Raw genomic sequence first — 23,104 nt, 5'->3', positions numbered from 1 at the left:
ATGACCCGCCCCAGCCACCACCGGGAACCCGACCATGCCCCACAAGCGCACGAGGGCCGTGATGTGTGGCCGGCCCTGGCCAAGGACCAGCATGTTGCCCTCGTCAACGAGCGCGGCTGGCGCCTGTCCGGCACGGTGGAGACGTTGACCAGCGACCGCCGGTGCCTGTGGATCCAGCTCGACGCCGGGATGGGCCGTCAACTGATCCACCACGAGGACGGCTTCGAGCTCGAAGTCAGCCTGCCCGCCTAGGCGGCCCCGCAGCACGCGCGGCCGCAGGGCCCTAAAGACAAAGGGCCCAAAAAAGCAGGCTCAGTGCCTGCCCGTGGTCAGCGTTCCGGGCCGATCATCGAGACAAACTCCCGGGCGTCGTCCTCGGACAAATCGGCGTGGTTGCGCAGGAGCCGGGCCGCACCGTCCAGGTCCCCTGACAGAGCGAGCGAACGGATGCGCCCGAAGACTTCCTCGTTCAGGCGCGTGCTGGCCACCTCACGGACCTCGTCGCCGCGGGAGACGATGGCCCGGTAGCGGTAGCTGGGTGCGGCCGGTACGGCCCTGCCCTCGGCCCGCTCCGTAGTGTCCTTGCCGGATTTGGGCTGGCCGGAATTGGGCTGGCCGGATCCGGATTGTCCGGGATCGGCAGCTTTCGGGGTGGCCGGCGTCGGCCCGGCAGGTTTCGGGGCAGCCTGGAGGATGTCCTCGACCACCAGGGGGGCGTCGGCGGGTTGTTCGGGCAAGGGCTGGGGATATTCGGCCAGTGCGGCAACGGCCGCGGCGGACTTGCCCAGGCTGGTGCCTGTGGCCTTGCGGTAGGCCTGTACGGCATTGAGCACCTGCTGGCGGGCAATCAGCGAATAGACTGCCCGGTGGGTCTCGGGCGTCAGCTTCGCAGCGGCCTCCACGGCCATCTCACGCGTAACCCTGGGCTTGCGTTCGGACGGAGCCGCCGTGCGGGGCTTCGGGCCTTCTGCATCCTGGATGGCCCTCCCCTTGCGGCCCATGAACCGGGAGGCCACGATCACCACAATGACAATGACCAGCACAATGACCAAGGGCACGAGATATTCCATGCCTTAACTGTAGTTCCCCGCCCTCCGGGCGCATCCTGCGGGCTGCGGTGGTGGCTGCGGGCGTTAAAGGCGGAAAGCCCGGAGCCTGCGATTTCCCGCAAGGCTCCGGGCTTCCCCTGATGGTGGCAGATACTGGATTCGAACCAGTGAAGGCGTTGCCAGCTGATTTACAGTCAGCCCCCTTTGGCCACTCGGGTAATCTGCCATGGCCCGCCGGGCCTCATTGTTGCGTCCCGGCTTTCGCCCCCATCAAGTGGGAGCAGTAAAACAATACAAGGTATTCGGCCAAGAATCGAATCGGGCGTTTTCCATCCCCGTCGTGCCCGGGGAATCAGGCCTGCGTGCCGCCTTCGATCCGGCGGACCAGCTGTTTCTCCAGGAACGCTGCCTGTTCGGGCGTCACCTGCTGAAGGGCCACGGCGCGCGCCATGTCCGCCTGGACACCGGCGATGCGCGACGAGGCCGAGTTGACGGGCGAGGCAAGGATGGCGTCGGGCTCCTGGCTGAGCACGGTCCCGGACAGCACCGTCACGGCCGCCAGGGTGGCCGCCGCCATGGCCGTGCCCACGGCTGCCTTCATTCCGGGCCGGGACTTGCCGGGAAGCGCCGCACCCTCCATGGGGGCCACGGCGGATGGTGCCGCAGGGACGGGGTCGGGTTCCGGCGTCGTGCCTTCGGTCTTGCTCATCAGTCCTCCAGACGTGGTGGCTCTCAACGGGTATAACGATTCCCGGTCCAAATGTGCTCCCACTCCGCGTCCGCTTGGAGCGAACTGTGAACCGCTCGTAAACTCGCAGCCCGCCCCTCGGGCGCTAGGCTTGGTTTCAAATCAACCGTCACTTTTTCATGCATGTGGAGGAATCATGGCCAGTGAGTCAACGTTCGACGTCGTCAGCAAGGTGGACAAGCAGGAGGTCGCCAACGCGCTGAACCAGGCCCAGAAGGAGGTCGCCCAGCGCTACGACTTCAAGGGGGTCGGCGCGGAAATCGACTTCAGCGGCGAGAAGATCCTGCTTAAGGCCAATTCCGAGGAACGCGTCATGGCCGTCATGGATGTTTTTGAATCCAAGCTGATCAAGCGCGGCATTTCGCTGAAGTCCCTGGATGCAGGCGAGCCGTTCGCTTCCGGCAAGGAGTACCGCCTGGAAGCCTCGATCAAGGAAGGCATTGCCCAGGACGTGGCGAAGAAGATCAACAAGCTGATCCGCGACGAGGGGCCCAAGGGCGTCAAGTCCACCATCCAGGGTGACGAACTGCGGGTGAGCTCCAAGAGCCGTGACGACCTACAGGCGGTCATGGCGCTGCTGCGCAAGTTTGAGGATGCGGACCTGCAGTTCGTCAATTTGCGCTGACTGGCGCCGCCGGCCCAACGGGGCACTTGCGCGCGGGAAAGCTCCGGTGGACGCCCGGTGAATTCCCAGCCTGCAAGTGCCCTTTTTCACTTGTGGGCCCGTCCCTGCGGGCATAGGCTCGTGGCTTGTCTTGACGTTTCAATTCACCTGACCTTGTAATTCACCTGATCTTTCAATTCACATGCCAAGGAGCAGCCATGACTGAAATTCCCGCGGGCGCACCCTGCTGGATCGACCTGATGACCGCGGACCCGGCCCGCGCCAAGGAGTTTTACACCGCCTTGTTCGGCTGGACGTACGAGACCGGCGACGTGGAGAAGTACGGCGGCTACACCACGGCCTTGAAGGACGGAAAGTCCGTGGCCGGGCTGATGCAAAGCAACCCGGACGACGCCGGACACCCTGACGTGTGGTCCACCTACCTGCGCGTCGACGACATTGACGCGACGGTGGCCGCGGCCACCAAGGCCGGCGGCGTCACCTACCTCGCACCCATGGACGTCCCGGAGCAGGGCAGGATGGCCATGCTGGGCGACCCCGCCGGCGCGGCCGTGGGCCTGTGGGAGTTTGGCGGCCACACCGGCTTCCAGGCCCACTCCGTCGACGGCGCCGCGAACTGGCACGAGCTCTGGACCAAGGACTACCCCGCGGCCCTGAAGTTCTACCAGGACGTCTTTGGCTGGAAGACCGCCGTCATGAGCGACACCCCTGAGTTCAGGTACTCCACGGTGGGAGAGGGACGCGATTCCGTCGCCGGCGTCATGGACGCCAGCCGCGAGCTCCCCGAGCAGGCCCCCTCCAGCTGGCAGGTCTATTTCCAGGTGGACGACGCCGATGCGGCCGTTGCGACGGCCCTCTCCCTGGGTGCCACCGTGGTCCAGCCGGCCCAGGACACTCCCTTCGGCCGCCTGGCCGGGCTGACCGATCCCACCGGGGCGTTGTTCAAGGTCATCCAGCCGCCGCCGCGGTAGCCCGGACCCTACGCACCGGGCTCCACGAGCCCGGTGTCGTAGGCCAGCACCACCATCTGCACCCGGTCCCGCAGTTCCAGCTTGGCCAGGATTTTGCTCACATGCGTCTTCACGGTCTGCTGGGCGATGAACAGTGCCGCGGCAATCTCGTGGTTCGACAGCCCCCGGCCCACCAGCGTCATGACTTCCAGCTCGCGGTCCGTCAGCCCGTCCAGGCGGTCCCGGGACAGTTCGGGGCGGGCGCTGGACTGCGCAAACCGTTCAATCAGCCGCCGGGTCACGGACGGCGCCAGCAGGGCCTCTCCCCCGGCCACAATCCGCACGGCGGCCACCAGTTCGTCGGCGAGCGCATCCTTGAACAGGAAGCCGCCGGCCCCGATCCGCAGGGCGTCGTAGACGTAGTCGTCCACGTCAAAGGTGGTCAGCATCAGCACGTGGACCGACCGTTCCGGCCCGCCGTCCAGGGCCTCGGCCAGGATCCGCCGGGCCGCTTCCAAGCCGTCCATGACGGGCATGCGCACGTCCATGAGCACCACATCGGGACGGCAGCTTGCCGCGAGTTCAACGGCCACGGCGCCGTTCTCGGCCTGGCCCACCACCTCGATGTCCGACTGTGCGCCAAGCAGGGCGGCAAAGCCCTCCCGCACCATCGCCTGGTCATCCACCACCAGCACCCGGATGCTCATGCTGTGCCCTTCCCGTCCTGGTTCCGGGCGGGGGATCCCTTGCCGACGCTGATCATCGGCAGCGAGGCCACGACGGAAAAGCCGCCGTCCACCGTCGGGGCGCAGAAGACCGATCCGCCGACAATGGCCGCCCGCTCACGCATGCCGATCAGCCCTTGGCCCACATGGGAGCCGCGGTCCAGCTGGGCCATCACGGCACCGACGTCCGACGGCGAATTGACCACCGACACTTCAAGCCTGCCGGCCGCCGTGGTGAAGCCGATCTCCACCGCGGCCCCGGGGGCGTGGCGGATCACATTGCTCAGGGCCTCCTGGACAATCCGGTAGGCCGTCAGGGCGATCACCTCACCCACCGCGTCAAGGTCGACACCGGACAGCTCGGGGTCGCGGACGCGCACCCCCGCCGTGCGGGCGGAGGCCAGCAGGCCCGGGAGGTCCGTAAAGCCCGGCTGCGGCGCCGTTTCGCGCCCCCCGCCGGAATCGCGCAATGATCCGAGCATGCTCCGCATTTCCGTCATGGCCCGGCGTGAGTTGTTGGCGATGTCCTCAAATTCCTGCTTCAGCTCGTCGCTGAGTCCGGCGTGCCGGTACGCCGCGGTGGTTGCCTGGACCACCACCACGGACATGCCGTGGGCCACGACGTCGTGAAGTTCGCGCGCAATGCGGGTGCGCTCCTCGGCCAGCCGGCGGCGGGACTGCTCCTCGGCGCTGAGGGTACGTTCGGCGGCCAGTTCGGCGCGCAGGTGCTGCCATTGCTGGGCCACGACGGAGGCCACCATCAGTCCGCCTGACACGGCGGCGAAGACCACCACGTTGATTTGGGCGGCCTGCGTCTGCCCGTGCGGCAGGGTGAGGTAGTTGTCCATCACGCCCACGCCCACACTCAGCAGCCACCCGCCGGCCGCCACCATCCAGTGGCTGCGCATCCCGGCCACGCAGATCACCAGGACCTGTGTCACCATGGCCACCACGCTGAAGGGCATGGGCGCGCCCCCCTGCGGCGTGGACACGAGCGGCATGACCACCATGGGCACGAGCGACACCGCCATGCCCGCCACCGGCCGCGCCGCCGTCAGCCCCAGGGCGGCCGCGTGCAGGATTGCCATGCCCAGCCCAAAGGGCAGCACCATTTGGTACAGGGTCATGTTCAGCGGCGCCCCGACGGCCAGCAGTGCAATGCACACGGCGGCCGTGCCCAGCCACACCCAGCCGATCCGCTTCAGCCGCCACAGGTTGGCCGTGTTGAACGCACCCTGCCCGGGCCCCGCGCCGGTGCCCGGGGATCCTGCCCGGGCCCCGTGGCTAGCGTTGGACATTGTCGGCGCGGGCCGCGCCCGCGTCCAGCTCCGCCGTCGGCCCATCAAAGTCGGTGCCGCCCAGTCCGCCGGCCGGGGTGCCCTGCCAGTCCAGGAGCTGCCAGCCGCCCGGTGCGTTCCCCGGGGCCGGCGTGCCCTCGAGCGTGAGAATCCCCGTGTTGGAAAGCTCGTGGTATTTCGGGTCCGACCAGTCGACGTTGGTGGCCCGGTGTCCGGCCCAGAAGCGGATCATGGCACCGTGGCTGACCATGGCGACGGCGCCGGTTCCGTCGCCGGCGGCCGCTTCCGCCACGACGGCGTCAAAGCGTTCAAGCACTTCCCGGCCGGTGTCGCCGCCGGGCATGCGCGCCGACAAGTCGCCGCCCAGCCAGGCCAGGACGGTTTCCAGGTAGGCCTGGATCGAGTCGGGGTCGCCCTTCATTTCCAGGGATCCGGCACTGATCTCGCGGAGCCCGGGGCGGACCACCGGTTCCAGGCCGCGGTCTGCGGCAAGCGATGCGGCGGTCAGGGAGGTGCGGACCAGGTTGGAGACATAGAGGCGGCTGATCCGCTCGCCACGCAGGGCGGCGGGCAGGGCGGCTGCCTGCTGCTCCCCCATGGCGGTCAGCCCCGGACCGGGGACGGCCGTGTCGAGCAGGCTCCGGACGTTGTTGGGTGTCTGGCCGTGTCGGATCAGGATCAGTCGCATACCCCCATTCTGTCCTACCGCGCTGGGAACTGCAGTGGGCGCCGGCTGCCCGGGTCCCCGTTTCCTGCCGGCCCCGCGGAGCCGTGGCATGCTTGAGGCACCCGTGACAGTCCCCATCCCCGCAAGGAACCGACCCATGCAGGCTCCCGCCCCACTGCCCGCCAGCTACTCCGCCGCCTTCCGGGAACAGCCCGGCTACCTGGACTTTGCCAGTTACGGCCCGCCCTCGGCCCCGGTGCTGGAGACCGCTGCCGCCCTGATGTCCCTGGCCGCCGAGGGCGGGGTGGGCGCGAGCGGGCGGCTGCATGCCGGGGACCTGCGGGCACGCCAGGTGTTTTCGCGGCTCAGCGGCTTCGCGCCGGACCACGTGGCGCTGGTCCCCGCGACATCGTACGGGCTGTTCCAGCTGGCGTTCGGCCTTCCGGGCAAGATCCTGGCCGGGGCCCGTGAATTTCCGGCCAACGTCTACCCGTGGCTGCGGGCGCAACAGGCCGGCCTGTGCGAACTTGTGCTGCTGGACGCAGCCCCGGTGACCCCGGAGCTCGTGGCAGCGGCGCTGGCCCCGGACGTCACGGCGGTGGCCGTCAGCGCCGTCGACTTCCGTACCGGGCACCGTGCCGACCTGGCCGGCCTCCGTGACGTCCTGGGCCCGGACCGGCTGTTGCTCGTCGACGGCATTCAGGGCTTTGGCGCGGCGGACATTGACTGGACCGTGGCGGATGCCGTGGTGGTTGGCAGCCAAAAGTGGGTGCGCGGCGGCTGGGGGGCCGGTGCCATGGCATTTTCGCCCGCAGGCCTGGAACGGATCCGCCCCGTCCTGGGCGGCTGGACCGGCGTCGAAAGCCCCACGGCGTACGACGGCGTGGAGCATGCAGCGCGCGCCGACGCCCTCAAGTACGGCGTCACGAACCTCTCCCCCTTTGCCACCGGTGCCTTCGCCACGGCGCTGGAACTCCTGGAGGAGGCGGGCACGCGACGGATCGCGGCCGCCGTCGAGGCACGCGCCGGAGAGCTCATCGGGCTGCTGGACGACGCCGGCGTGGAAGTCCTCTCGCCGCGCGGGCCCGGGCAGCGCGCCGGCATTGTGGTGGCAGGCTTCCCTGACGGCAACGCCGCTGAGGCGCACGCCGCCCTGGCACTGGCCGGCATCACGGCCACCCTGCACGGCCGGTGGCGCATCCGCCTCTCGCCCCACGCCACCACGGACCGGGAGTCACTCGTGCATGCCGCCCTGGTCCTCGGCGGGTTCGCGTAGGCAGCGCCGCTTCCGCCGCGGCTAGGCGAGCGGGCGGCCAGCCATCTTTTCGAGCCGGGCGATGCGGTCCGCCATCGGCGGGTGGGTGGAGAACAGCTTGCGGGCACCGCCGTTGCGGAACGGGTTGGCGATCATGAGGTGGCTGGCGTTGACCAGCTTCTGCTCCTCCGGCAGCGGTGCCTGCTGGACGCCGAATTCCAGCTTCCGGAGTGCGGAGGCGAGCGCCAGCGGGTCGTCGGTCAGCTTCGAACCGTCCTCGTCGGCGTCGTATTCGCGGGTGCGGCTGATGGCCAGCTGGATCATGGAGGCGGCCATGGGGGCCAGCAGGGCCATGGCCATCATGGCGAGCGGGTTCGCATTGCGGCGGTCGCCGCCGCCAAAGAACAGCATCATCTGGGCCACGGAGGTGATGACGCCGGCCACGGCCGCCGCCACAGAGGAGGTGAGGATGTCGCGGTTGTAGACGTGCATGAGCTCGTGGCCCAACACGCCGCGCAGTTCGCGTTCATCGAGCAGGTTCAGGATCCCTTCGGTGCAGCACACGGCGGCGTTCTTCGGGTTGCGCCCCGTGGCAAAGGCGTTGGGCGCCTGCGTGGGCGAAACGTAGATGGCCGGCATGGGCTGGTTGGCCCTGGTCGAGAGTTCCCGGACAATGCGGTAGATGCCCGGCGCCTGCGCCTCCGTGACGGGGTAGGCCTGCATCGAGCGGATGGCGATCTTGCCGCTGTTCCAGTAGCCGTAGGCGGTGGTCCCGACACCAATCAGCGCAAAAATCCACAACGGCGCGGCACTGCGCGTGCCGCCCGCAACGAGCGCGCCGATGCCGAGCAGCACCGCCCAGAGGACACCAAACAACGCGGTGGTCTTCAGTCCGTTGAAGTGGCTGTGCACGGCCCCGTCCCTTCTGTCATTCGCATAAAAGGCTATACGGGTAAAACGAGCCGGCCGGGCCGGTTGTTCCCGTCTCAGGGCTCCGGGTGGCGGGCGTCATAGGCCCTGAAGCCGCGCTGCCCCGCCGCCAGCGCCCAGACGGCCGCAATGCACATCAGGCCCCCGGCCACGGCAGCCCAGCCCTCGCCCAGCCATTGGCCGGTGGAGCCGGAGAAAACATCGCCAAGGCGCGGGCCGCCGGTCACCACCACCACGAAAATGCCCTGCAGCCGGCCCCTGAGGTGGTCCGGGGTGGCGGACTGCAGGATCGTGGAGCGGAACACGGAACTGACGGAGTCGGCCACGCCGGCCACCACCAGGGCGGCCACTGCACCAACAATCCACGGCGACACGCCGCCGCCGGGCGGGAGGCGGCCGCCGGCCAGGACAGCACCGCCCAGCCCCGCGATCGCCGTACCCCACACCGTGATGGACCAGAGCACGGCCAGGCCCTGGCGCCGGACGCCGCCCAGGGGGCCGGAAAACAGGGCGGCCAGGAAGGAGCCGGCCGCGATGGAGGCCAGCAGCAGCCCCGCCGTCTGCTGGCCGCCGCCGAGCCAGACGGCGCCGATGGCCGGCAGGAGCGCGCGGGGCAGGGCAAAGACCATGGCGCACATGTCCACGAGGAACGTCATGCGCAGGTTGGGCCGGCTGCCCAGGAACCGGAACCCCTCCAGCACGGATTTCAGCCCGGCCCGCCGGACCGTGCCGCCGCCGAGCGGCGGCAGGGCCGGCAGCCGGAACAATGCCCACAACGACGCCGTGAACGTCAGCACGTCCACGGTGTAGGTCCAGCCGTAGCCCACATTGGCCACCAGGATGCCGGCCAGCAGGGGGCCCACCGTGGTGCCCAGGCCCATGACGATCATGCTCAGCGCATTCGCCGCGGGCAGCAGTTCCGGGCGCACCAGGCGCGGCACGATGGCGCTGCGGGCCGAGCCGTTCACCCCGGCCGCCGCCGACTGGATGGCGATGAGCCCGTACAGGATCCACACGTTGTCCAGGCGCAGCCAGGCCTGGGCGGCGATGCCGATGGTCACCAGCCACAGGGCCGTGGAGGAGACCAGGGCCACCGTGCGGCAGTCGTGCGCGTCGGCGATGGAACCCCCGTACAGCCCGGCAAACACGAGCGGCACCAACGCCACGAGCCCGAGCATGCCCACGGCCAGGGTGGAGCCGGTGAGGTAGTACACCTCCAGGCTGACGGCCACCACGGTCAGCTGCGTGCCGATCGAGGAGAGCCCGTTGCCCAGCCACAAGCGCCGAAAGGCCGGGCTTTCCTTCAGCGGGGTGATGTCGGCGAGTATTTTTGGCACGGGCCAAGCCTAGCCGTGTGGTCCGCCGCTTCCGCCCGGCCGGCCGGGCACGTAGTCTGGCCATGGCATCGGTGGCGCCGGGTCCACCGGAGGGGGGGACGACTTGGCTCCACATCGCACGCAGCTGCATTCCTCCACGTTCTGGAGTGCCAGGCGGCCCAAGCTGCCGCTGACGGAGGGACACCTTGTGCTCCGCCTCAACGATCCGGCCCTCGCCTTCGGCACCGCCTCCGCCGCGGACCTCCTGAATTGCTACGGGCGCCTGCGCCGCGCCCTGGCGGCGCTCAAGGGTGCCACGGCCGCGCAGCTGTACCTGGCCCTGGACTGGCAGCCGGTGGGCGACGCCGTCGGGGAACCCCTGGCGGAGACCTCCACCCCCACCCTCCACCTCTTTTTCCATTGGCCGGGAGGCACCGCGCCGGCGGGTCCCTTGCGCCTCCCCGCCCACCGGCGCATGGCCGCTCCGGGCACCGGGGAACTGGACGCGGAGCTGCGCGGCAGGCTGGCCGGGCTGCCGTCCTCCGGCACCGGCGCCACTCCCGAGTCCGCCGTGTCCCGTCGCGCCTTGGGAGAGGGGCCTCGCCCAGGGGATCCCCCACCAGGCGCGGACCGTTCGTGGGAACCGCCGGGCTGGGCGGACCGTCCCTTCCACATCGAGCCGGCCCCGCCCCGGCCCGGCGAACCCTTCCGCGGCGGCCACTGGACGGCAATCCCCCGCTTCCCGGCCCCGACGCTTGACCGCCTGGCCCCGGCCGCGCTCCTGACACTCGCCGAAACCATGCAACGGCTGGCGTCGCACCCGCACCCGGGGCGCCAGGGCCTCGCTGTCTGGGCCACGGACGATTGGGGCTCCCCCGCCCCGGCAACGCTGCACATCTTCGCCCGCCGGCACGGCGGGTCCTCCCCGCTGCTGGCCGGCTTCGTGGCCGGCGGCGGGCTGGACCTGCCCGTCCCGGCGGATGGGCAGGCGAAAAACGACGGGCCATCGCCTACGCTGGAGAAATGACTTCCAACCCCTCCCTCAATGACGAACAGGCCGCCAGGGTCATCGCCCTCGCCATGGACCTGGCCCGCGAGGGCCGCACCGCCGAACTCGCCGAGTTCCTCGACCACGGCCTGCAGGTGGACGCCCGGGATCCCGACGGCAACACCCTGCTGATGCTTGCCGCCTACAGCGGCCGGACTGAGACGGTGAAAATGCTGCTGGAGCGCGGAGCCGGGCCGAACATCCGCAACGGCCGCGACCAGACGCCCGTCGCCGGCGCCCTGTTCAAGGGTGAGGAGTCCGTGGTGGCCCTGCTCGTGGCCGCCGGGGCCGACCTCGACGCCGGCACGCCCACGGCCCGGGCGGCAGCGGCCATGTTTGGCCGCGAACACCTGCTCGGCTGATTTTCCGCGGCACCGGCGGGGACGCCGCCGTCGGTCGTCAAACACCGCCGGTCCTTAAACACCGCCGGCCCGGTGGGCACCATTACGGTGCGCACCGGGCCGGCGGCAGTCCCTAGACGGCGTCCGAATTGACGAGGGCGCCGTCATTCTTGGCGGCCTGCAGGGCCTCGATCGCTTGGCGCACGCCTTCACCGTAGGCGGGGTCGGCCTGCGTGCAGTTGTAAATGTGACGCTCGATGGTGGCCTGTGAGGCACCGTCGATGGCCCTTGCGGTGTTCTCGAACAGGACCTGGCGCTGTGCCGGCGTCATCTTCTCGCGGAACAGGATGCCCGGCTGCTCAAAGTAGTTGGCATCGTCTTCGCGGTAGTTGAAGCGGTCGGCCACGGCGCCGACGGCGTGGGCCGGCTCGGCGTAGGCGGGCTGCTCGGCCCAGCGGCCATAGGAGTTCGGCTGGATGCTCGGCGTCGCGCCCTGGTTGCCGTCAATGCGCATGGCGCCGTCACGGTGGTAGGAGTTGACGGGCGCCTTGGGTGCGTTCACCGGGATCTGGTGGTGGTTGACACCGAGGCGGTAGCGCTGGGCGTCACCGTAGGAGAACAGGCGGCCCTGGAGCATGCGGTCCGGGGAGAAGCTGATGCCGGGGACCACGTTGGCCGGGGAGAACGCTGCCTGCTCGACGTCGGCAAAGTAGTTCTCGGCGTTGCGGTTCAGTTCCCATTCGCCGACCTCGATCAGCGGGTAGTCCTTCTTGCTCCAGACCTTGGTGAGGTCGAAGGGGTGGTACTTGTAGGTCTCGGCGTCGGCCTCGGGCATGATCTGGACCATGAGCTTCCACTTCGGGAAGTCGCCGGCCTCGATCGCGTCGAAGAGGTCGCGCTGGTGGGACTCGCGGTCGGAGCCGACGAGCGCGGCGGCTTCCCCATCGGTCAGGTTCTTGATGCCCTGCTGGGTGACGTGGTGGAACTTGACCCAGAAACGCTCGCCCTCGGCGTTGATCAGCGAGTAGGTGTGGGAGCCGAAGCCGTGCATGTGGCGGTAGGACGCCGGCAGGCCGCGGTCGGACATGACGATGGTGACCTGGTGCAGGGACTCGGGCAGGTTGGTCCAGAAGTCCCAGTTGTTCTCGGCGCTGCGCAGGTTGGTGCGCGGGTCACGCTTCACTGCGTGGTTGAGGTCGGGGAACTTCAGCGGGTCGCGGAAGAAGAACACGGGGGTGTTGTTGCCCACCAGGTCCCAGTTGCCTTCCTCGGTGTAGAACTTCACGGCGAAGCCGCGGATGTCACGCTCGGCGTCGGCAGCGCCGCGTTCGCCGGCCACCGTGGAGAAGCGGGCAAACATCTCGGTCTTCTTGCCCACCTCGGAGAAAACCTTGGCACTGGTGTACCGGGAGATGTCGTTGGTGATGGTCAGGGTGCCGAACGCGCCGGAGCCCTTGGCGTGCATGCGGCGCTCCGGGATGACCTCGCGGTCAAAGTGGGCCAGTTTTTCCAGGAACCAGACGTCCTGGAGCAGCATGGGGCCGCGGGGGCCGGCGGTCAGGCTGTCCTGGTTGTTCGCGACAGGTGCCCCGGCAACGGTGGTCAGCGGCAAGGTGTTGTCGTTAGCCATAAAGTGTTTCGCTCCTAGGTGTTTTGGGTTTCCAAAGTCTTCTTGGCGGTGCAGGCCGGGCACGTTCCCCAGTAGATGACCTCGGCTTCGTCAATCGTGAAGCCGTGGTCGTTGGAGGCGTGCAGGCACGGAGCCTCGCCAACGGCACAGTCGACGTCGGCAATGTCGCCGCAGCTCCGGCACACCACGTGGTGGTGGTTGTCCCCCACACGGGCCTCGAAGCGTGCCGGCGATCCCGACGGCTCGATCCTGTGGACCAGTCCGGCGTCGGCCAAGGCTGAAAGCACGTCATAGACGGCCTGCTTGGAGACGCTGCCCAGGACATCCCGAACGACGCCAATGATGGTGTCGGCGTCGGCATGCGGATGGGCCCGGACTGCTTCGAGGACGGCCAGCCGGGGCCGCGTCACGCGCAGCGAAGCTGCCCGCAACATGTCCTCGGGTTTCCGTACATCGACCATGCGTCCCACCCTTTCATGTTTTCTGGACCGAGTCCAGTAAATCTTTTTGGTGTCTCCTCCACAGGCAGGGCCCGCCGTTGGGCGGTCCACACCTTCCATCGTCCCCCTGTTGCGCGCGTGGGGAACTCCGTAGTCTCACTTGCATGGAAAAATTTACCGGAATTCCCGCGGCAGCGGTCGGGTTTTATGCCGAACTCGAGGAGCACAACAACCGCGACTGGTGGCTGTCCCACAAGGACACCTACGACGCCGCGGTGCGGCAGCCGCTGGAGGCACTCCTTGCCGGGCTGGCCCCCGTCTTTGGCCCCGCCAAGCTGTTCCGGCCGTATCGGGACGTGCGGTTTTCACCGGACAAGTCGCCGTACAAGACGGCACAGGGGGCCTTTGTGTCCAGCCACGAGGGCGTCGGCTTTTACCTGCAGCTCGGCGCCGACGGGCTGCTGGTGGGTGGCGGCTTCCACTCCAGCTCGCCGGCCCACCTGGCCCGCTTCCGCTCGGCCGTCGACGCTCCCCTCAGCGGCGCTGCCCTGGCCGGGCTGGCGGACGCATTGACGGAGGCCGGATTCGCTGTCGAAGGCCAACGGCTCAAGACCGTCCCGCGCGGCTTCCCCAAGGACCACCCGCGTGCTGAGCTGCTCAAGCACAAGACCTTGAGCGCTTCAAAGCTGCTCGGCCAGCCGGCGTGGCTGGACACTGCCGGCGCCAGGGAGGAGGTGGCCAGGCACTGGGAGCAGCTGCGTCCGCTGGTGGACTGGACCATCCGATACGCGGCACCGTAGGGGCAGGCCTGGGGCGGGCCACCGGCCCCCGTTGCATGGTCAGCCGAGGCGTTTGAGGTAGTGGCGCATCGGCGCGTGGCGGACCCGGGCCGGCGTGATCCGGACCAGCACCGATGCCATCGTGAAAAACCCGCGCAACAGCCGGTCCTGGCGCGCAGACCAGGCGAACTGGTACAGCTCCCGCACGGAGGGGGGAAGGAGGCCCACTGTCAGGAAACGGGCCAATGGCATCAGCAGCCGGATCCATGGCGGCGCGTTGGTGGCAGCCAGGAGCTCCGCCGCCACCTGGCGGATGGTGCCGTCCACGGCCAGGCCGCGGAGGCTGCGGTCCCAGTAGGCGGAGAAGTCCGCCCGGCTGGCGGGCCACAGTGCCGCCGGCATGCCCAGGGCCGTGCCCAGCCGTGCATAGTCCCGGTACACGGCCTCGGCAGTGTCCGGCGCCAGGGCCGGGAACACGGCGTCGTACACCTGCATGGCGGAGTCGTAGAGGGTGGCGGCCACCCATAGCTGGAGCCCGGGGTCGGAGGCGTCGTAGCCCGGGTGGTCCGGCCCGGGGCCGCCCTTGACGGGCAGATGGGCCCGCTGGACGCGGGCCTTGACGAGCCTTTGCTCTGCGGGGGTCCCGTTCGTCAGGGCATAGACGTACTGCAGCGTTGCATGCAGCCGTTTGAGCGGGTCGGCGGCAAAATTTGAATGCCTGGCCACGCCGTGGCCGACGGCCGGGTTGGCCAGTTGCAAAAGGATGGCCCGTCCGGCTCCGGCCAGCAGCACGGATTCCGGGGCAAGGTCCCCAATCCCCGCAACGTGCCGGCGCCGGCGCACGGCTAGCCGCGCAGCCCGGCCGGAACGGTCGGAGAGATCCCGGCGGCCTCTTCACGCCGCAGGCGTGAGTTCCAGTGCCCGTAGGAAAAGTAGATGGCAAGTCCCAGGGCCACCCAGATGGCAAAGAACACCCAGGTGACAGTTGCGAGGTTGAACATGAGGTAGATGCACAGCAGGGCTGAGAGGACGGGGAGGACCGGGCCCAGCGGCACGCGGAAGGAGGGCTTGAGGTCCGGACGCTTGTGCCGGAGCACCAGGATGCCGATGCTCACCATGACGAACGCGCTCAGCGTGCCGATGTTGATCATTTCACTGAGCAGTTCCACGGGCGTGAATCCGGCCAGGATGGCGACCACGGCGCCGCACAGGATCTGGGTGCGGGCGGGGGTGCCGTGCTTGTCCGAGGTGCGGCTGAGGGCACGCGGCAGCATGCCGTCGCGGCTCATGGCCATGCTGACGCGGGCCAGGCCCATGAGCAGCACCATGATGACGGTGGTCAGGCCGATCAGCGAGCCCAGGGAAATGATGACCACGGCCCACTCTGCCCCCACAAGGTGGAAGGCCGTGGCCAGCGAGGGGTCCGCCGCCGCAGCCAGGTCCTTGTAGGAAACCATGCCGGTGACCACCAGGGTGACCAGGATGTACAGGACCGTCACCACGGCCAGGCCGGCGAAGATGCCGCGTGGCAGGGTCTTGGCAGGGTTCTTGACTTCCTCGGCGCTGGTGGCCACCACGTCGAAGCCGATGAAGGCAAAGAACACCAGCGCCGCCCCGGAAATGATGCCGGTAAAGCCGTACATGGCCGGCGTGGCGCCGGTCAGGAAGGACAGGAACGGCTGGGTGGCCCATGAGCTGTCCGTGGTGGGCGCAGGCTGGGAGGCGGGAACGAACGGGGCGAAGTTGCTGGCCTTGACAAAGAAGAAGCCTGCCACGATCACGAACAGCACAATGGCAATCTTGATCATGGTGAACACATTGTTGATCCGGGCGGACAGCTTGGTCCCCAGCACCAGGACCACCGTGAAGGCTGCCACCACCACCAGCGGGCCCCAGTACACCGTGACGCCGAGCACGGGGAAGTTGGATGGAATGCCGATGTGGACGGCTTCCAGGAAGTTGCTCAGGTAGACGCCCCAGTACTTGGCGATGACGGAGGCGGCCATCAGCAGTTCCAGGATCAGGTTCCAGCCGATGATCCAGGCCAGCAGCTCACCCATGGTTGCGTAGGTGAACACGTACGCGCTGCCCGTGACGGGGATCGCGGTGGCGAACTCGGCGTAGCACATGACGGCGAGCGCGCACGTGATGGCGGCGAGCACAAAGGAAATGGTGACCGCCGGGCCGGCGTAGTTTGCAGCGGCCTTGGCCCCCACGGAGAAGATGCCGGCACCGACGGCCACGGCAACACCCATGATCATCAGGTCCCAGGCGCTCAGGCTCCGTTTCAGGGTGCGCCCGGGTTCATCTGCATCGGCAAGGGAGTGTTCAATGGATTTGGTACGGAACAAGTTCATGGGGATCGCTTAATCTTCAGGTATTTTCAACCATTCGACTTTACCGAAGCACTATCAGATTAGCCGCATCCAAGGTAGCTATTCTCACTATTTGAGACGGCCGTTCCGAAACACTGCACCATGGACGGTTCCCCCGGCGGCGTCATTTCTTGGAAATATTGACCATCTGCTCACGGTCCACGACCTTGACGCGCTCGCGCACCACCTCCACGCCCGGCTCCGGCACGTAGCTGGCACCCAGGTGCTGTTCGTGGGCGTCGAGCTTGTTCCAGCCCTCCCAGGTGGTGTACTCGACGCCGCGGGATTCGAGCAGTTCCACGATCTCGTGCTCGCCGGGGTGCTCGGCCACGGGCAGGCCGGCGCGGTCCTCCAAAAGGCAGCCGATGGTCTCCAGGGCATCGCCCTTGGTGCTGCCGATCAGTCCCACCGGCCCGCGCTTGATCCAGCCCGTCGCGTACAGGCCCGGTGCCGGGGTGCCGTCGGCGCGCAGGACGCGCCCGCCGTCGTTCGGGACGACACCGCGTTTGGCGTCGAAGTCCACCTCCGGGAGTTCGGAGCCAAAATAGCCCACGGCCCGGTAGACGGCCTGGACGGGGTACTCGATGAACTCCCCGGTGCCGCGGGCATTGCCGGTGCCGTCAAGCTCGTTGCGTTCAAACTTGATGCCGGACACCCTGCCGTCGGTGCCCAGGATTTCCACGGGCGTGTGCAGGAAGTGCAGGTGCAGGCGGCGCGACGCCGGGACCCTGCTTTCGTCGTGCTCCTCGGCCAGCCAGTTGGTGAAGGTCTTGATGATGGTCTTGACCTGGTTGTTGGTGCGGATGGCGGCATCGGAGGCCTCGTCAAAGTCGAAGTCCTCCTCGTACAGCACAATGTCAACGTCGCGCGAGTGCGAAAGCTCGCGCAGTTCCAGCGGGGTGAACTTCACCTGGGCGGGGCCGCGGCGGCCAAAGATGTGCACATCCGTCACGGGGGAGGATTTCAGCCCCTGGTAGACGTTGTCCGGGATCTCGGTGACGAGCAGGTCCACGGCGTGCTTGGACAGCACCCGCGCCACATCCAGCGCCACGTTGCCATTGCCGATCACGGCAATTTCCCTGGCCGTCAGCGGCCACTCCCGCGGCACGTCCGGGTGCCCGTCGTACCAGGAGACGAAGTCCGCCCCGCCAAAGGAACCCTCCAGCCCGATCCCGGGGATGTCCAGGTCCGCGTCCTTGACCGCCCCGGTGGCGAAAATGACGGCGTCGTAAAAGGAGCGGATGTCACGCAGCGAAAGGTCCCGGCCATAGGTGACGTTGCCGAAGAAGCGGATGTCGCCACGGTCCAGCACCTTGTGGAGCGCATTGACAATGCCCTTGATGCGGGGGTGGTCCGGGGCAACACCGTAGCGGATCAGCCCGTACGGGGCCGGGTGCGACTCAAAAATGTCGATGCTGACTTCAACGTCGCCGCCGGCCACTTCCTGCGACTTGGTCAGGATGTCTGCGGCGTAGACACCGGCCGGGCCGGAGCCGATGATGGCGACGCGGAACGGGCGGGCGGTTGTCGAGTTAGACAAGGAGGAGTCCTTCCGAACTGTGGACCGCGGCGCCAGGATGGGGCCTGCCGCGGCGGAAACGCCAAGTAGGCGCTGCTTTCCCAGTCTAGATGTCCGGGCCCGGTGCCGGTAAGGGTCCCTGCACGGAACGTGACCAACCACTCAACACCCCGCAGGGCGCGGCCTGCGGACCCGCCGCACCCCGGACAGCCGCGGAATATTGGGCCCGTTCGCGCTGTTGTAGGCGTTGTGCCGATCAGCAAACCCACTTCGCCGTCCACTTCCCTGCCAACAGTTTCCCCAACCGGCGGCAAGCCGGCACGTCCGGCCCGGACCGAACCGGCCATCGGCCTGCTCTTCGGGGTCGGCGCCTACGGTCTGTGGGGACTGTTGCCGCTGTACTTCATCCTGCTGGTCCCGGCGGGCAGCGTGGAGATTGTCGCCAACCGTGTGGTCTGGTCGGTGGTCTTTTGTGCCCTGGCCATCACGCTCACGCGCGGCTGGCAGAAGGTCCTCGCCGCCGTGCGGGACCCCCGCATCCTTGGACCGCTGGGAGTTGCCGGCGTCCTGATCGTCATCAACTGGCTGACCTACGTTTTTGCCGTGACCAACGGCAACGCCATTGAGGCGTCGCTGGGCTACTTCATCAACCCCCTGGTCTCGGTCCTCCTGGGCGTGATCGTCCTGAAGGAAAAGCTGCGCCCCCTCCAATGGGCGGCAGTCGGTGTGGGGTTCGCGGCCGTCGTCGTCCTGACCATCAGCTACGGGAAGCTGCCGTGGATTGCGCTGGTCCTGGCGTTCAGCTTCGGGCTGTACGGCTTCGTGAAGAACCGGGTGGGCGGCAAGGTCGACGCCATCACCAGCCTGAGCGTGGAGACGGCCGTGCTCACGCCGTTCGCCGCGGCCACGATGGTGGTGCTGGCGGTTGCCGGGCAGTCGACGCTGACGGACCTGGGCGCCGGGCACTTTTGGCTCATGGCCTCCTCCGGCATTGTCACGGCCGTCCCGCTTCTGTTCTTTGGCGCCTCCGCCCGGCGCCTGCCCATGACCACGATCGGCCTGCTCCAATATATTGCCCCGCTGATGCAATTTGCGGTGGCCACCCTGTTCCTGGGCGAACACATGGGGCTCGACCGCTGGATTGGTTTTGGCATAGTGTGGCTGGCGTTGGTGCTCTTGACGGCGGACTCGTTGAACCACTACCGGCACGCCTCGCGGTTGCGCCGAGCCGCCGCGCAGGCCAATCCCTAGCGAAAGGCAAGAACATGGCCGTTGAGGAATTTGACCTGCTGGTGGTAGGCGGGGGCAAGGCGGGCAAGTCACTCGCCATGGACCTGGCCGCAGCGGGACAACGTGTCGCCATGGTGGAGCGCGGCATGATTGGCGGCACGTGCATCAACGTGGCCTGCATCCCCACAAAAACGCTCGTCAACAGCGCGCGCCTGCTGTCCGTCACCCGCCGTGCGGCCGAGTTTGGCATCGCCGGCGCCGGATCCCCCGCGGTCGACATCAACCTGCTGCGCGCCCGCAAGGAGGACGTGGTGGGCACCATGGTGGCGGGCCAGCGCAAATCGTTCCTGGGGTCCGGCATGGACCTGGTCATCGGCCAGGCCCGCTTTATCTGTGAGCGCACCGTTGAGGTGACGGACGACGCCGGCGCCCGCCGCACGCTGTCCGGCACCAACGTCGTGGTCAACACCGGCATGGTCCCGTTTGTGCCGGACATCCGGGGCCTGCGTGCCGCCAAGCCCCGGACGAGCACCACGATCCTGGCCCTGGAAACACTGCCTGCCAGCATCGTCATCTTGGGCGGCGGCTACGTCGGCTGCGAATTTGCCTCCATGATGGCCATCATGGGCGTGGCGGTGACGGTGGTGCAGCGCGGCCCGGTCATCCTGCCGCGGGAGGACGCCGATGTCTCCGCCGCCGTTTTGAAGTCCATGGCCGCCGACGGCGTCGACGTCCGGCTGGGCGTCCAGGCGGCGGCGGTTGCGCGCGAATCCGGCACGGTGACGGTGGAACTGTCCGACGGCACCAGCGTCAGCGCCGGAGAGATCCTCGTGGCGGTGGGGCGCGAGCCCGTCACGGCGGGCCTCGGCCTGGATGCAGCCGGCATCGAACTGACCAGCCGCGGGACCGTGGTGGTGGATGAATTCCTGCGCACCACGGCGGACAACGTGTGGGCCGCCGGCGATGTTGCCGGTTCCCCGCAGTTCACCCACGCCTCGTGGAACGACTACCGGATCCTCAAGGCCAACCTTGCCGGCGGCTCCCGGAGCACGAAGGACCGGCTGGTCCCGTACTGCGTTTTCACCACCCCGGAACTGGGCCGGGTGGGACTCTCCGAAACGCAGGCGCGGGCGGCGGGCCACGACGTGCGCATCGCCACAATGCCCGTTTCCGCCATTCCACGCGCCCGAACCGTGGGCCACCTTGAGGGCTCATGGAAGGCCGTGGTGGAACGCGGCACCGACAGGATCCTGGGCGTCGCTCTGCACGGCCACGAGTCAAGCGAGGTGATCGCCGTGGTCCAGATGGCCGTCCTGGGCGATGTGCCCTACCAGCAGCTCCGCGACGCGGTCATCGCCCACCCCACCATGGCCGAAGGCCTGCAGCTCCTCTTCAGCGACGCCTACCTGGAGCCCTGAGCCGGAGCAGGGCTCAGCCGCACGGCGGGGGTTTCAGTAGCCGGCGTAAAGGAGACTGAAAGGCCGCCCGCCGGATAGCCGGCGAGGGAGTCCCCGCCCTGCCGCCCTCCCCAGGACAGCTGCGGTCTAGATCCCAGGCGCCACGAAGTCGCGCGGCACCACCACCATGGGCACCGGCAGGGCCCGCAGGATCTTGCTGGCAGTGGAGCCGAGGAAGATCTTGTGGTTCTCGGCCAGGCGGCTGGAGCCGACCACCACGAGTTCGCCGGACTTCCAGCCGATCCCGTCCACGGCCTCCTCGGTGTTTCGCCCGTGGGCCAGGGTCACGGTGACCTTGTTGTCGGGCAGCCTGGCCGCGGCCTCCGCCAGCACGGTGTTGACGTGTTGGCGTGCGGGGCTCAGCGCGTTGTCCAGCTCAAACTCCTTCTGGTCCAGCTGGTCAATTTCAACCAGGGACACGAGCCGCAGCGGCACGTGGCGCCGTCCGGCGGCGGTGGTGCCGACGTCGAGCACTGCCTGCCAGCCTTCCCGGACACCGGTCATCACGGTCAGCCGGGTCAGCGGGGCCCTGCGGTTGTAGCCGCGGGGTGCCAGCGCCACGGGGACGGGTGAGGCGTGCAGCAGCCCGTTGGCGACGGAGCCGACCGTGAAGCGCTTGAACAGCCCGTTGCTGGCAGCGCCGACCACGATCAGCGCCGCGTTCTCCTCCCGTGCCGTCTCGATCAGCCCGCGCACGAACGACTCGGCCGCAAGCGTCGAGTAGCTGGCGGCGATGCCGTCGGGCACCAGGGCAAGCGCAGCTTTTTCCACGTGGGCATCTGCCTCAGTGCGCTCGTGCACCACGTTCACCAGGTGCAGCCCGGCACCCTGGGTCTTGGCGATGACTGCGGCCAGCGCGACGGCATCGGCGCCGCGCTCGTCCGGACGGTAACCAACGACATATTTCATGCAATCAACCTCTCGATGGGCCGCGTGTGCAGGGGCATTCCGCGGACGCCGCAGCATTCACAGCACTGACTGTACAACCGCACCGGCTGCACCGATAGGGGCACGCCGGTTGCGGTTCCAGCCCTTGCCCCGCACGGAAAACCGGCCTAGGCTCTACAGACCAATACCCGGCAGGCAGGGACGGTCATTCGATGGGGATCGGCCGGCTGGTGATGGCCGCGGTCGTGGTGCTGGCCGTGCTGGGCCTCTCCCCCGGAGCGGCCACGGCCGCCACGCCCGACAACGGCGCCATTGCCGCCAAATACCAGTCGACAGGTGGCGCTTCAGGACCGCTCGGCGCCGCCATCACCCCCCTGCGGTGCGGACTGGTGCACGGAGGCTGTTACCGGGCCTACCACGGAGGCAGCATCCACTGGTCTGCCGGGACCGGCGCCCACGTCACCCTCGGCGGCATCGCCGGGCGGTGGGCCGTGTTCCAATGGGAGCGCGGCTTCCTCGGCTACCCCGTCAGCGACGAAAACTGCACCTTGGTCTGGGCCGGCTGCGTGCAACTATTCCAGGGCGGAAGCATCTACTGGACGCATTCTTCCGGCGCCCATGCAGTCCACGGCGGCATAGGGCGCAAATGGGTCCAGATGGGGTATGAGCGTAACCCGCTCGGCTACCCCAGCAGCGAGGAGGCCTGCTCCGGGGTTCCGCATCAATGTGTCCAGCAGTTCCTGGGCGGCAGCATCACCTGGGTCTCCGGAGGCGGCGTCAGCGTCAACCCCAATGCACGCAGCGTGGGCGTGGTGGTCAACAAGCGCCGGCCCAATTCCCCCGTCAACCAAACGCCACCGGACCTGGTCGGGATCGGTTCCCAGCTCATGCGGTGGGAGGCCGCCAACCAGTTGACGCTGTTCCTTCGCGGCGCGTCGGGTGCCGGCGTGGCCGTCACAACCGTCAGCGGGTTCAGGTCCTATTCCTCGCAGGCCAGCCTCTACAACTACTACGTGTCGCTGTACGGGCAGGCCGTGGCGGACACCATTTCGGCCCGTCCAGGATACAGCGAACACCAGACCGGCCTGGTCATGGACATTGGCAATCCGGACGGAGCCTGCGGCCTGCAGGCCTGCTTTGCCGGCACACCCGCCGGGCAGTTTGCCGCAGCCAACTCCTGGCGCTACGGCTTCATCATCCGCTACCCCAACGGCTACGACTCCATCACGGGCTACACCTACGAGCCCTGGCACCTGCGTTACATCGGCGTGCGCACGGCCACCGACATGCACTACCGCGGCTACCGGACGTTGGAGCAGTACTTCGGGCTGCCCGCCGCACCCAGCTACTGAGGCGGTGCTTTCCTGCGCTGCACGGCACTTTCAAGGTGCGGCGGCGGTTCCGTCGGGTTCCCGTCCCGGGCCGCCGCCGGAGCGGCGTCGCGAGCCATGGCGCCATGGCCGCCCAGGCCTGCTGCACATAGCTTCCACCGTCGTCCGTGGAAACCGTCAGCACACCGGTCGACAGCGGGAAGGGCCGGGGCGCGAACAGGGCCGCAGCTGCCGCGGACAGCGCCACCACGCCAAACAGCAGGCCACGCCGGGTCCGGGGCACGCCGTCGGCAGGAAGGTCCACCCCGGAAACGTCCCGGCCGGGCTCGGTGCCGCCGACGTCTTCCGGCCCGGGCCAGGGGTTTCGCCACCGCCGCGGCACCACAAACCAGGCAGCCGGCCGCACCGGTGGCGAGCGCCAGCAGCACGAAGGCCGCACGCAGGAGGGATTCTGCGTGCGTCCGCCGCCACGGCCGGCGCGGCTGGACTGGCCGCCACGGCCG

General features: G+C 68.4%; 23 protein-coding genes and 1 tRNA gene. 10 read left to right on the top strand and 14 right to left on the bottom strand.

What is annotated here, in order from left to right; translation table 11 throughout:
• Entirely contained in the window at nt 1-252 is a 252-nt protein-coding gene (locus G6035_RS00195; RefSeq protein ID WP_176615071.1) for a hypothetical protein, read from the top strand.
• Nucleotides 253-329: 77 nt separating this feature from the next.
• On the opposite strand, the gene G6035_RS00190 is transcribed toward G6035_RS00195, so the two are convergent.
• From G6035_RS00190 to G6035_RS00180, 3 genes are all read right to left on the bottom strand, one after another.
• Nucleotides 330-1,070: a hypothetical protein gene (locus G6035_RS00190; RefSeq protein ID WP_176615070.1), complete on the bottom strand. Its 741-nt coding sequence runs from the start codon at nt 1,068-1,070 to the stop codon at nt 330-332.
• A gap of 120 nt (nt 1,071-1,190) precedes the next feature.
• Nucleotides 1,191-1,275 (bottom strand) — tRNA-Tyr (locus G6035_RS00185).
• A 126-nt stretch (nt 1,276-1,401) separates the two neighbouring features.
• Nucleotides 1,402-1,758 (bottom strand): hypothetical protein, encoded by a 357-nt coding sequence (locus tag G6035_RS00180; protein WP_176615069.1) that lies wholly within the window; start codon nt 1,756-1,758, stop codon nt 1,402-1,404.
• Between the two features lie 175 nt (nt 1,759-1,933).
• On the opposite strand from G6035_RS00180, the gene G6035_RS00175 reads away from it, so the two are divergent.
• Entirely contained in the window at nt 1,934-2,422 is a 489-nt protein-coding gene (locus G6035_RS00175; RefSeq protein WP_176615068.1) for a YajQ family cyclic di-GMP-binding protein, read from the top strand.
• A gap of 197 nt (nt 2,423-2,619) precedes the next feature.
• Nucleotides 2,620-3,393 (top strand): VOC family protein, encoded by a 774-nt coding sequence (locus G6035_RS00170; RefSeq protein ID WP_176615067.1) that lies wholly within the window; start codon nt 2,620-2,622, stop codon nt 3,391-3,393.
• Nucleotides 3,394-3,401: 8 nt separating this feature from the next.
• Here the strand turns inward: G6035_RS00170 and G6035_RS00165 are convergent, their stop codons facing one another.
• The 3 genes from G6035_RS00165 to G6035_RS00155 are packed head-to-tail and all read right to left on the bottom strand — an operon-like array spanning nt 3,402 to nt 6,083.
• Nucleotides 3,402-4,079: a response regulator transcription factor gene (locus G6035_RS00165; protein ID WP_176615066.1), complete on the bottom strand. Its 678-nt coding sequence runs from the start codon at nt 4,077-4,079 to the stop codon at nt 3,402-3,404.
• Entirely contained in the window at nt 4,076-5,395 is a 1,320-nt protein-coding gene (locus G6035_RS00160; protein ID WP_176615065.1) for a sensor histidine kinase, read from the bottom strand. Before G6035_RS00160 ends, G6035_RS00165 begins: the two co-directional genes overlap by 4 nt.
• The gene (locus G6035_RS00155; protein WP_176615064.1) at nt 5,382-6,083 is read right to left on the bottom strand and encodes a histidine phosphatase family protein; all 702 of its coding nucleotides are present in this window, start codon (nt 6,081-6,083) and stop codon (nt 5,382-5,384) included. Before G6035_RS00155 ends, G6035_RS00160 begins: the two co-directional genes overlap by 14 nt.
• 136 nt (nt 6,084-6,219) lie before the next feature.
• Between G6035_RS00155 and G6035_RS00150 the strand changes: the two genes are divergently transcribed.
• Nucleotides 6,220-7,338: an aminotransferase class V-fold PLP-dependent enzyme gene (locus G6035_RS00150; protein WP_176615063.1), complete on the top strand. Its 1,119-nt coding sequence runs from the start codon at nt 6,220-6,222 to the stop codon at nt 7,336-7,338.
• Nucleotides 7,339-7,359: 21 nt separating this feature from the next.
• On the opposite strand, the gene htpX is transcribed toward G6035_RS00150, so the two are convergent.
• Both htpX and G6035_RS00140 read right to left on the bottom strand, forming a co-directional pair.
• Nucleotides 7,360-8,229: a zinc metalloprotease HtpX gene (gene htpX, locus G6035_RS00145; RefSeq protein WP_176615062.1), complete on the bottom strand. Its 870-nt coding sequence runs from the start codon at nt 8,227-8,229 to the stop codon at nt 7,360-7,362.
• Between the two features lie 74 nt (nt 8,230-8,303).
• Nucleotides 8,304-9,584, bottom strand: a complete 1,281-nt coding sequence (locus tag G6035_RS00140; protein ID WP_176615061.1) for an MFS transporter — start codon at nt 9,582-9,584, stop codon at nt 8,304-8,306.
• A 103-nt stretch (nt 9,585-9,687) separates the two neighbouring features.
• Here G6035_RS00140 and G6035_RS00135 point away from each other — a divergent pair, with 103 nt between their 5' ends.
• Both G6035_RS00135 and G6035_RS00130 read left to right on the top strand, forming a co-directional pair.
• Nucleotides 9,688-10,590 (top strand): hypothetical protein, encoded by a 903-nt coding sequence (locus G6035_RS00135; protein ID WP_176615060.1) that lies wholly within the window; start codon nt 9,688-9,690, stop codon nt 10,588-10,590.
• Nucleotides 10,587-10,973, top strand: a complete 387-nt coding sequence (locus G6035_RS00130; RefSeq protein ID WP_176615059.1) for an ankyrin repeat domain-containing protein — start codon at nt 10,587-10,589, stop codon at nt 10,971-10,973. The genes G6035_RS00135 and G6035_RS00130 overlap by 4 nt, the downstream gene beginning before the upstream one ends.
• 112 nt (nt 10,974-11,085) lie before the next feature.
• Here G6035_RS00130 and G6035_RS00125 read toward each other — a convergent pair whose 3' ends face one another.
• Both G6035_RS00125 and G6035_RS00120 read right to left on the bottom strand, forming a co-directional pair.
• Nucleotides 11,086-12,582, bottom strand: a complete 1,497-nt coding sequence (locus tag G6035_RS00125) for a catalase (RefSeq protein ID WP_176615058.1) — start codon at nt 12,580-12,582, stop codon at nt 11,086-11,088.
• A gap of 14 nt (nt 12,583-12,596) precedes the next feature.
• Nucleotides 12,597-13,043 carry a Fur family transcriptional regulator gene (locus G6035_RS00120; protein WP_176615057.1) on the bottom strand — a complete coding sequence of 149 codons (447 nt, stop codon included), beginning with the start codon at nt 13,041-13,043 and terminating at the stop codon, nt 12,597-12,599.
• A 143-nt stretch (nt 13,044-13,186) separates the two neighbouring features.
• Here G6035_RS00120 and G6035_RS00115 point away from each other — a divergent pair, with 143 nt between their 5' ends.
• Entirely contained in the window at nt 13,187-13,822 is a 636-nt protein-coding gene (locus tag G6035_RS00115; RefSeq protein ID WP_176615056.1) for a DUF2461 domain-containing protein, read from the top strand.
• A 39-nt stretch (nt 13,823-13,861) separates the two neighbouring features.
• On the opposite strand, the gene G6035_RS00110 is transcribed toward G6035_RS00115, so the two are convergent.
• The 3 genes from G6035_RS00110 to G6035_RS00100 form a co-directional block, all read right to left on the bottom strand.
• A complete protein-coding gene (locus G6035_RS00110) occupies nt 13,862-14,644 on the bottom strand; it encodes an oxygenase MpaB family protein (protein ID WP_176615055.1) in 783 nt (260 codons plus the stop codon).
• 2 nt (nt 14,645-14,646) lie between these two features.
• Entirely contained in the window at nt 14,647-16,158 is a 1,512-nt protein-coding gene (locus G6035_RS00105) for an amino acid permease (RefSeq protein ID WP_176615054.1), read from the bottom strand.
• A 142-nt stretch (nt 16,159-16,300) separates the two neighbouring features.
• Nucleotides 16,301-17,716: an FAD-dependent oxidoreductase gene (locus tag G6035_RS00100; RefSeq protein ID WP_176615053.1), complete on the bottom strand. Its 1,416-nt coding sequence runs from the start codon at nt 17,714-17,716 to the stop codon at nt 16,301-16,303.
• Between the two features lie 228 nt (nt 17,717-17,944).
• On the opposite strand from G6035_RS00100, the gene rarD reads away from it, so the two are divergent.
• Both rarD and G6035_RS00090 read left to right on the top strand, forming a co-directional pair.
• Nucleotides 17,945-18,946, top strand: a complete 1,002-nt coding sequence (rarD, locus tag G6035_RS00095; protein ID WP_176615052.1) for an EamA family transporter RarD — start codon at nt 17,945-17,947, stop codon at nt 18,944-18,946.
• 14 nt (nt 18,947-18,960) lie between these two features.
• A complete protein-coding gene (locus tag G6035_RS00090) occupies nt 18,961-20,343 on the top strand; it encodes an NAD(P)/FAD-dependent oxidoreductase (protein WP_176615051.1) in 1,383 nt (460 codons plus the stop codon).
• Nucleotides 20,344-20,469: 126 nt separating this feature from the next.
• Here G6035_RS00090 and G6035_RS00085 read toward each other — a convergent pair whose 3' ends face one another.
• Nucleotides 20,470-21,291 carry a universal stress protein gene (locus G6035_RS00085; RefSeq protein ID WP_176615050.1) on the bottom strand — a complete coding sequence of 274 codons (822 nt, stop codon included), beginning with the start codon at nt 21,289-21,291 and terminating at the stop codon, nt 20,470-20,472.
• A 191-nt stretch (nt 21,292-21,482) separates the two neighbouring features.
• Between G6035_RS00085 and G6035_RS00080 the strand changes: the two genes are divergently transcribed.
• Complete coding sequence (locus G6035_RS00080) at nt 21,483-22,622, top strand: D-alanyl-D-alanine carboxypeptidase family protein (RefSeq protein ID WP_176615049.1); 1,140 nt, start codon at nt 21,483-21,485, stop codon at nt 22,620-22,622.
• The last annotated feature ends 482 nt before the right edge of the window (nt 22,623-23,104 follow it).

This window comes from Arthrobacter sp. SDTb3-6 (genome assembly GCF_013376095.1).
In the GTDB taxonomy this organism is placed as follows: Bacteria; Actinomycetota; Actinomycetes; order Actinomycetales; family Micrococcaceae; genus Specibacter.
The sequence above is the reverse complement of the archived record's forward strand: the minus strand, read 5'-3'. Positions and strand labels throughout refer to the sequence as shown.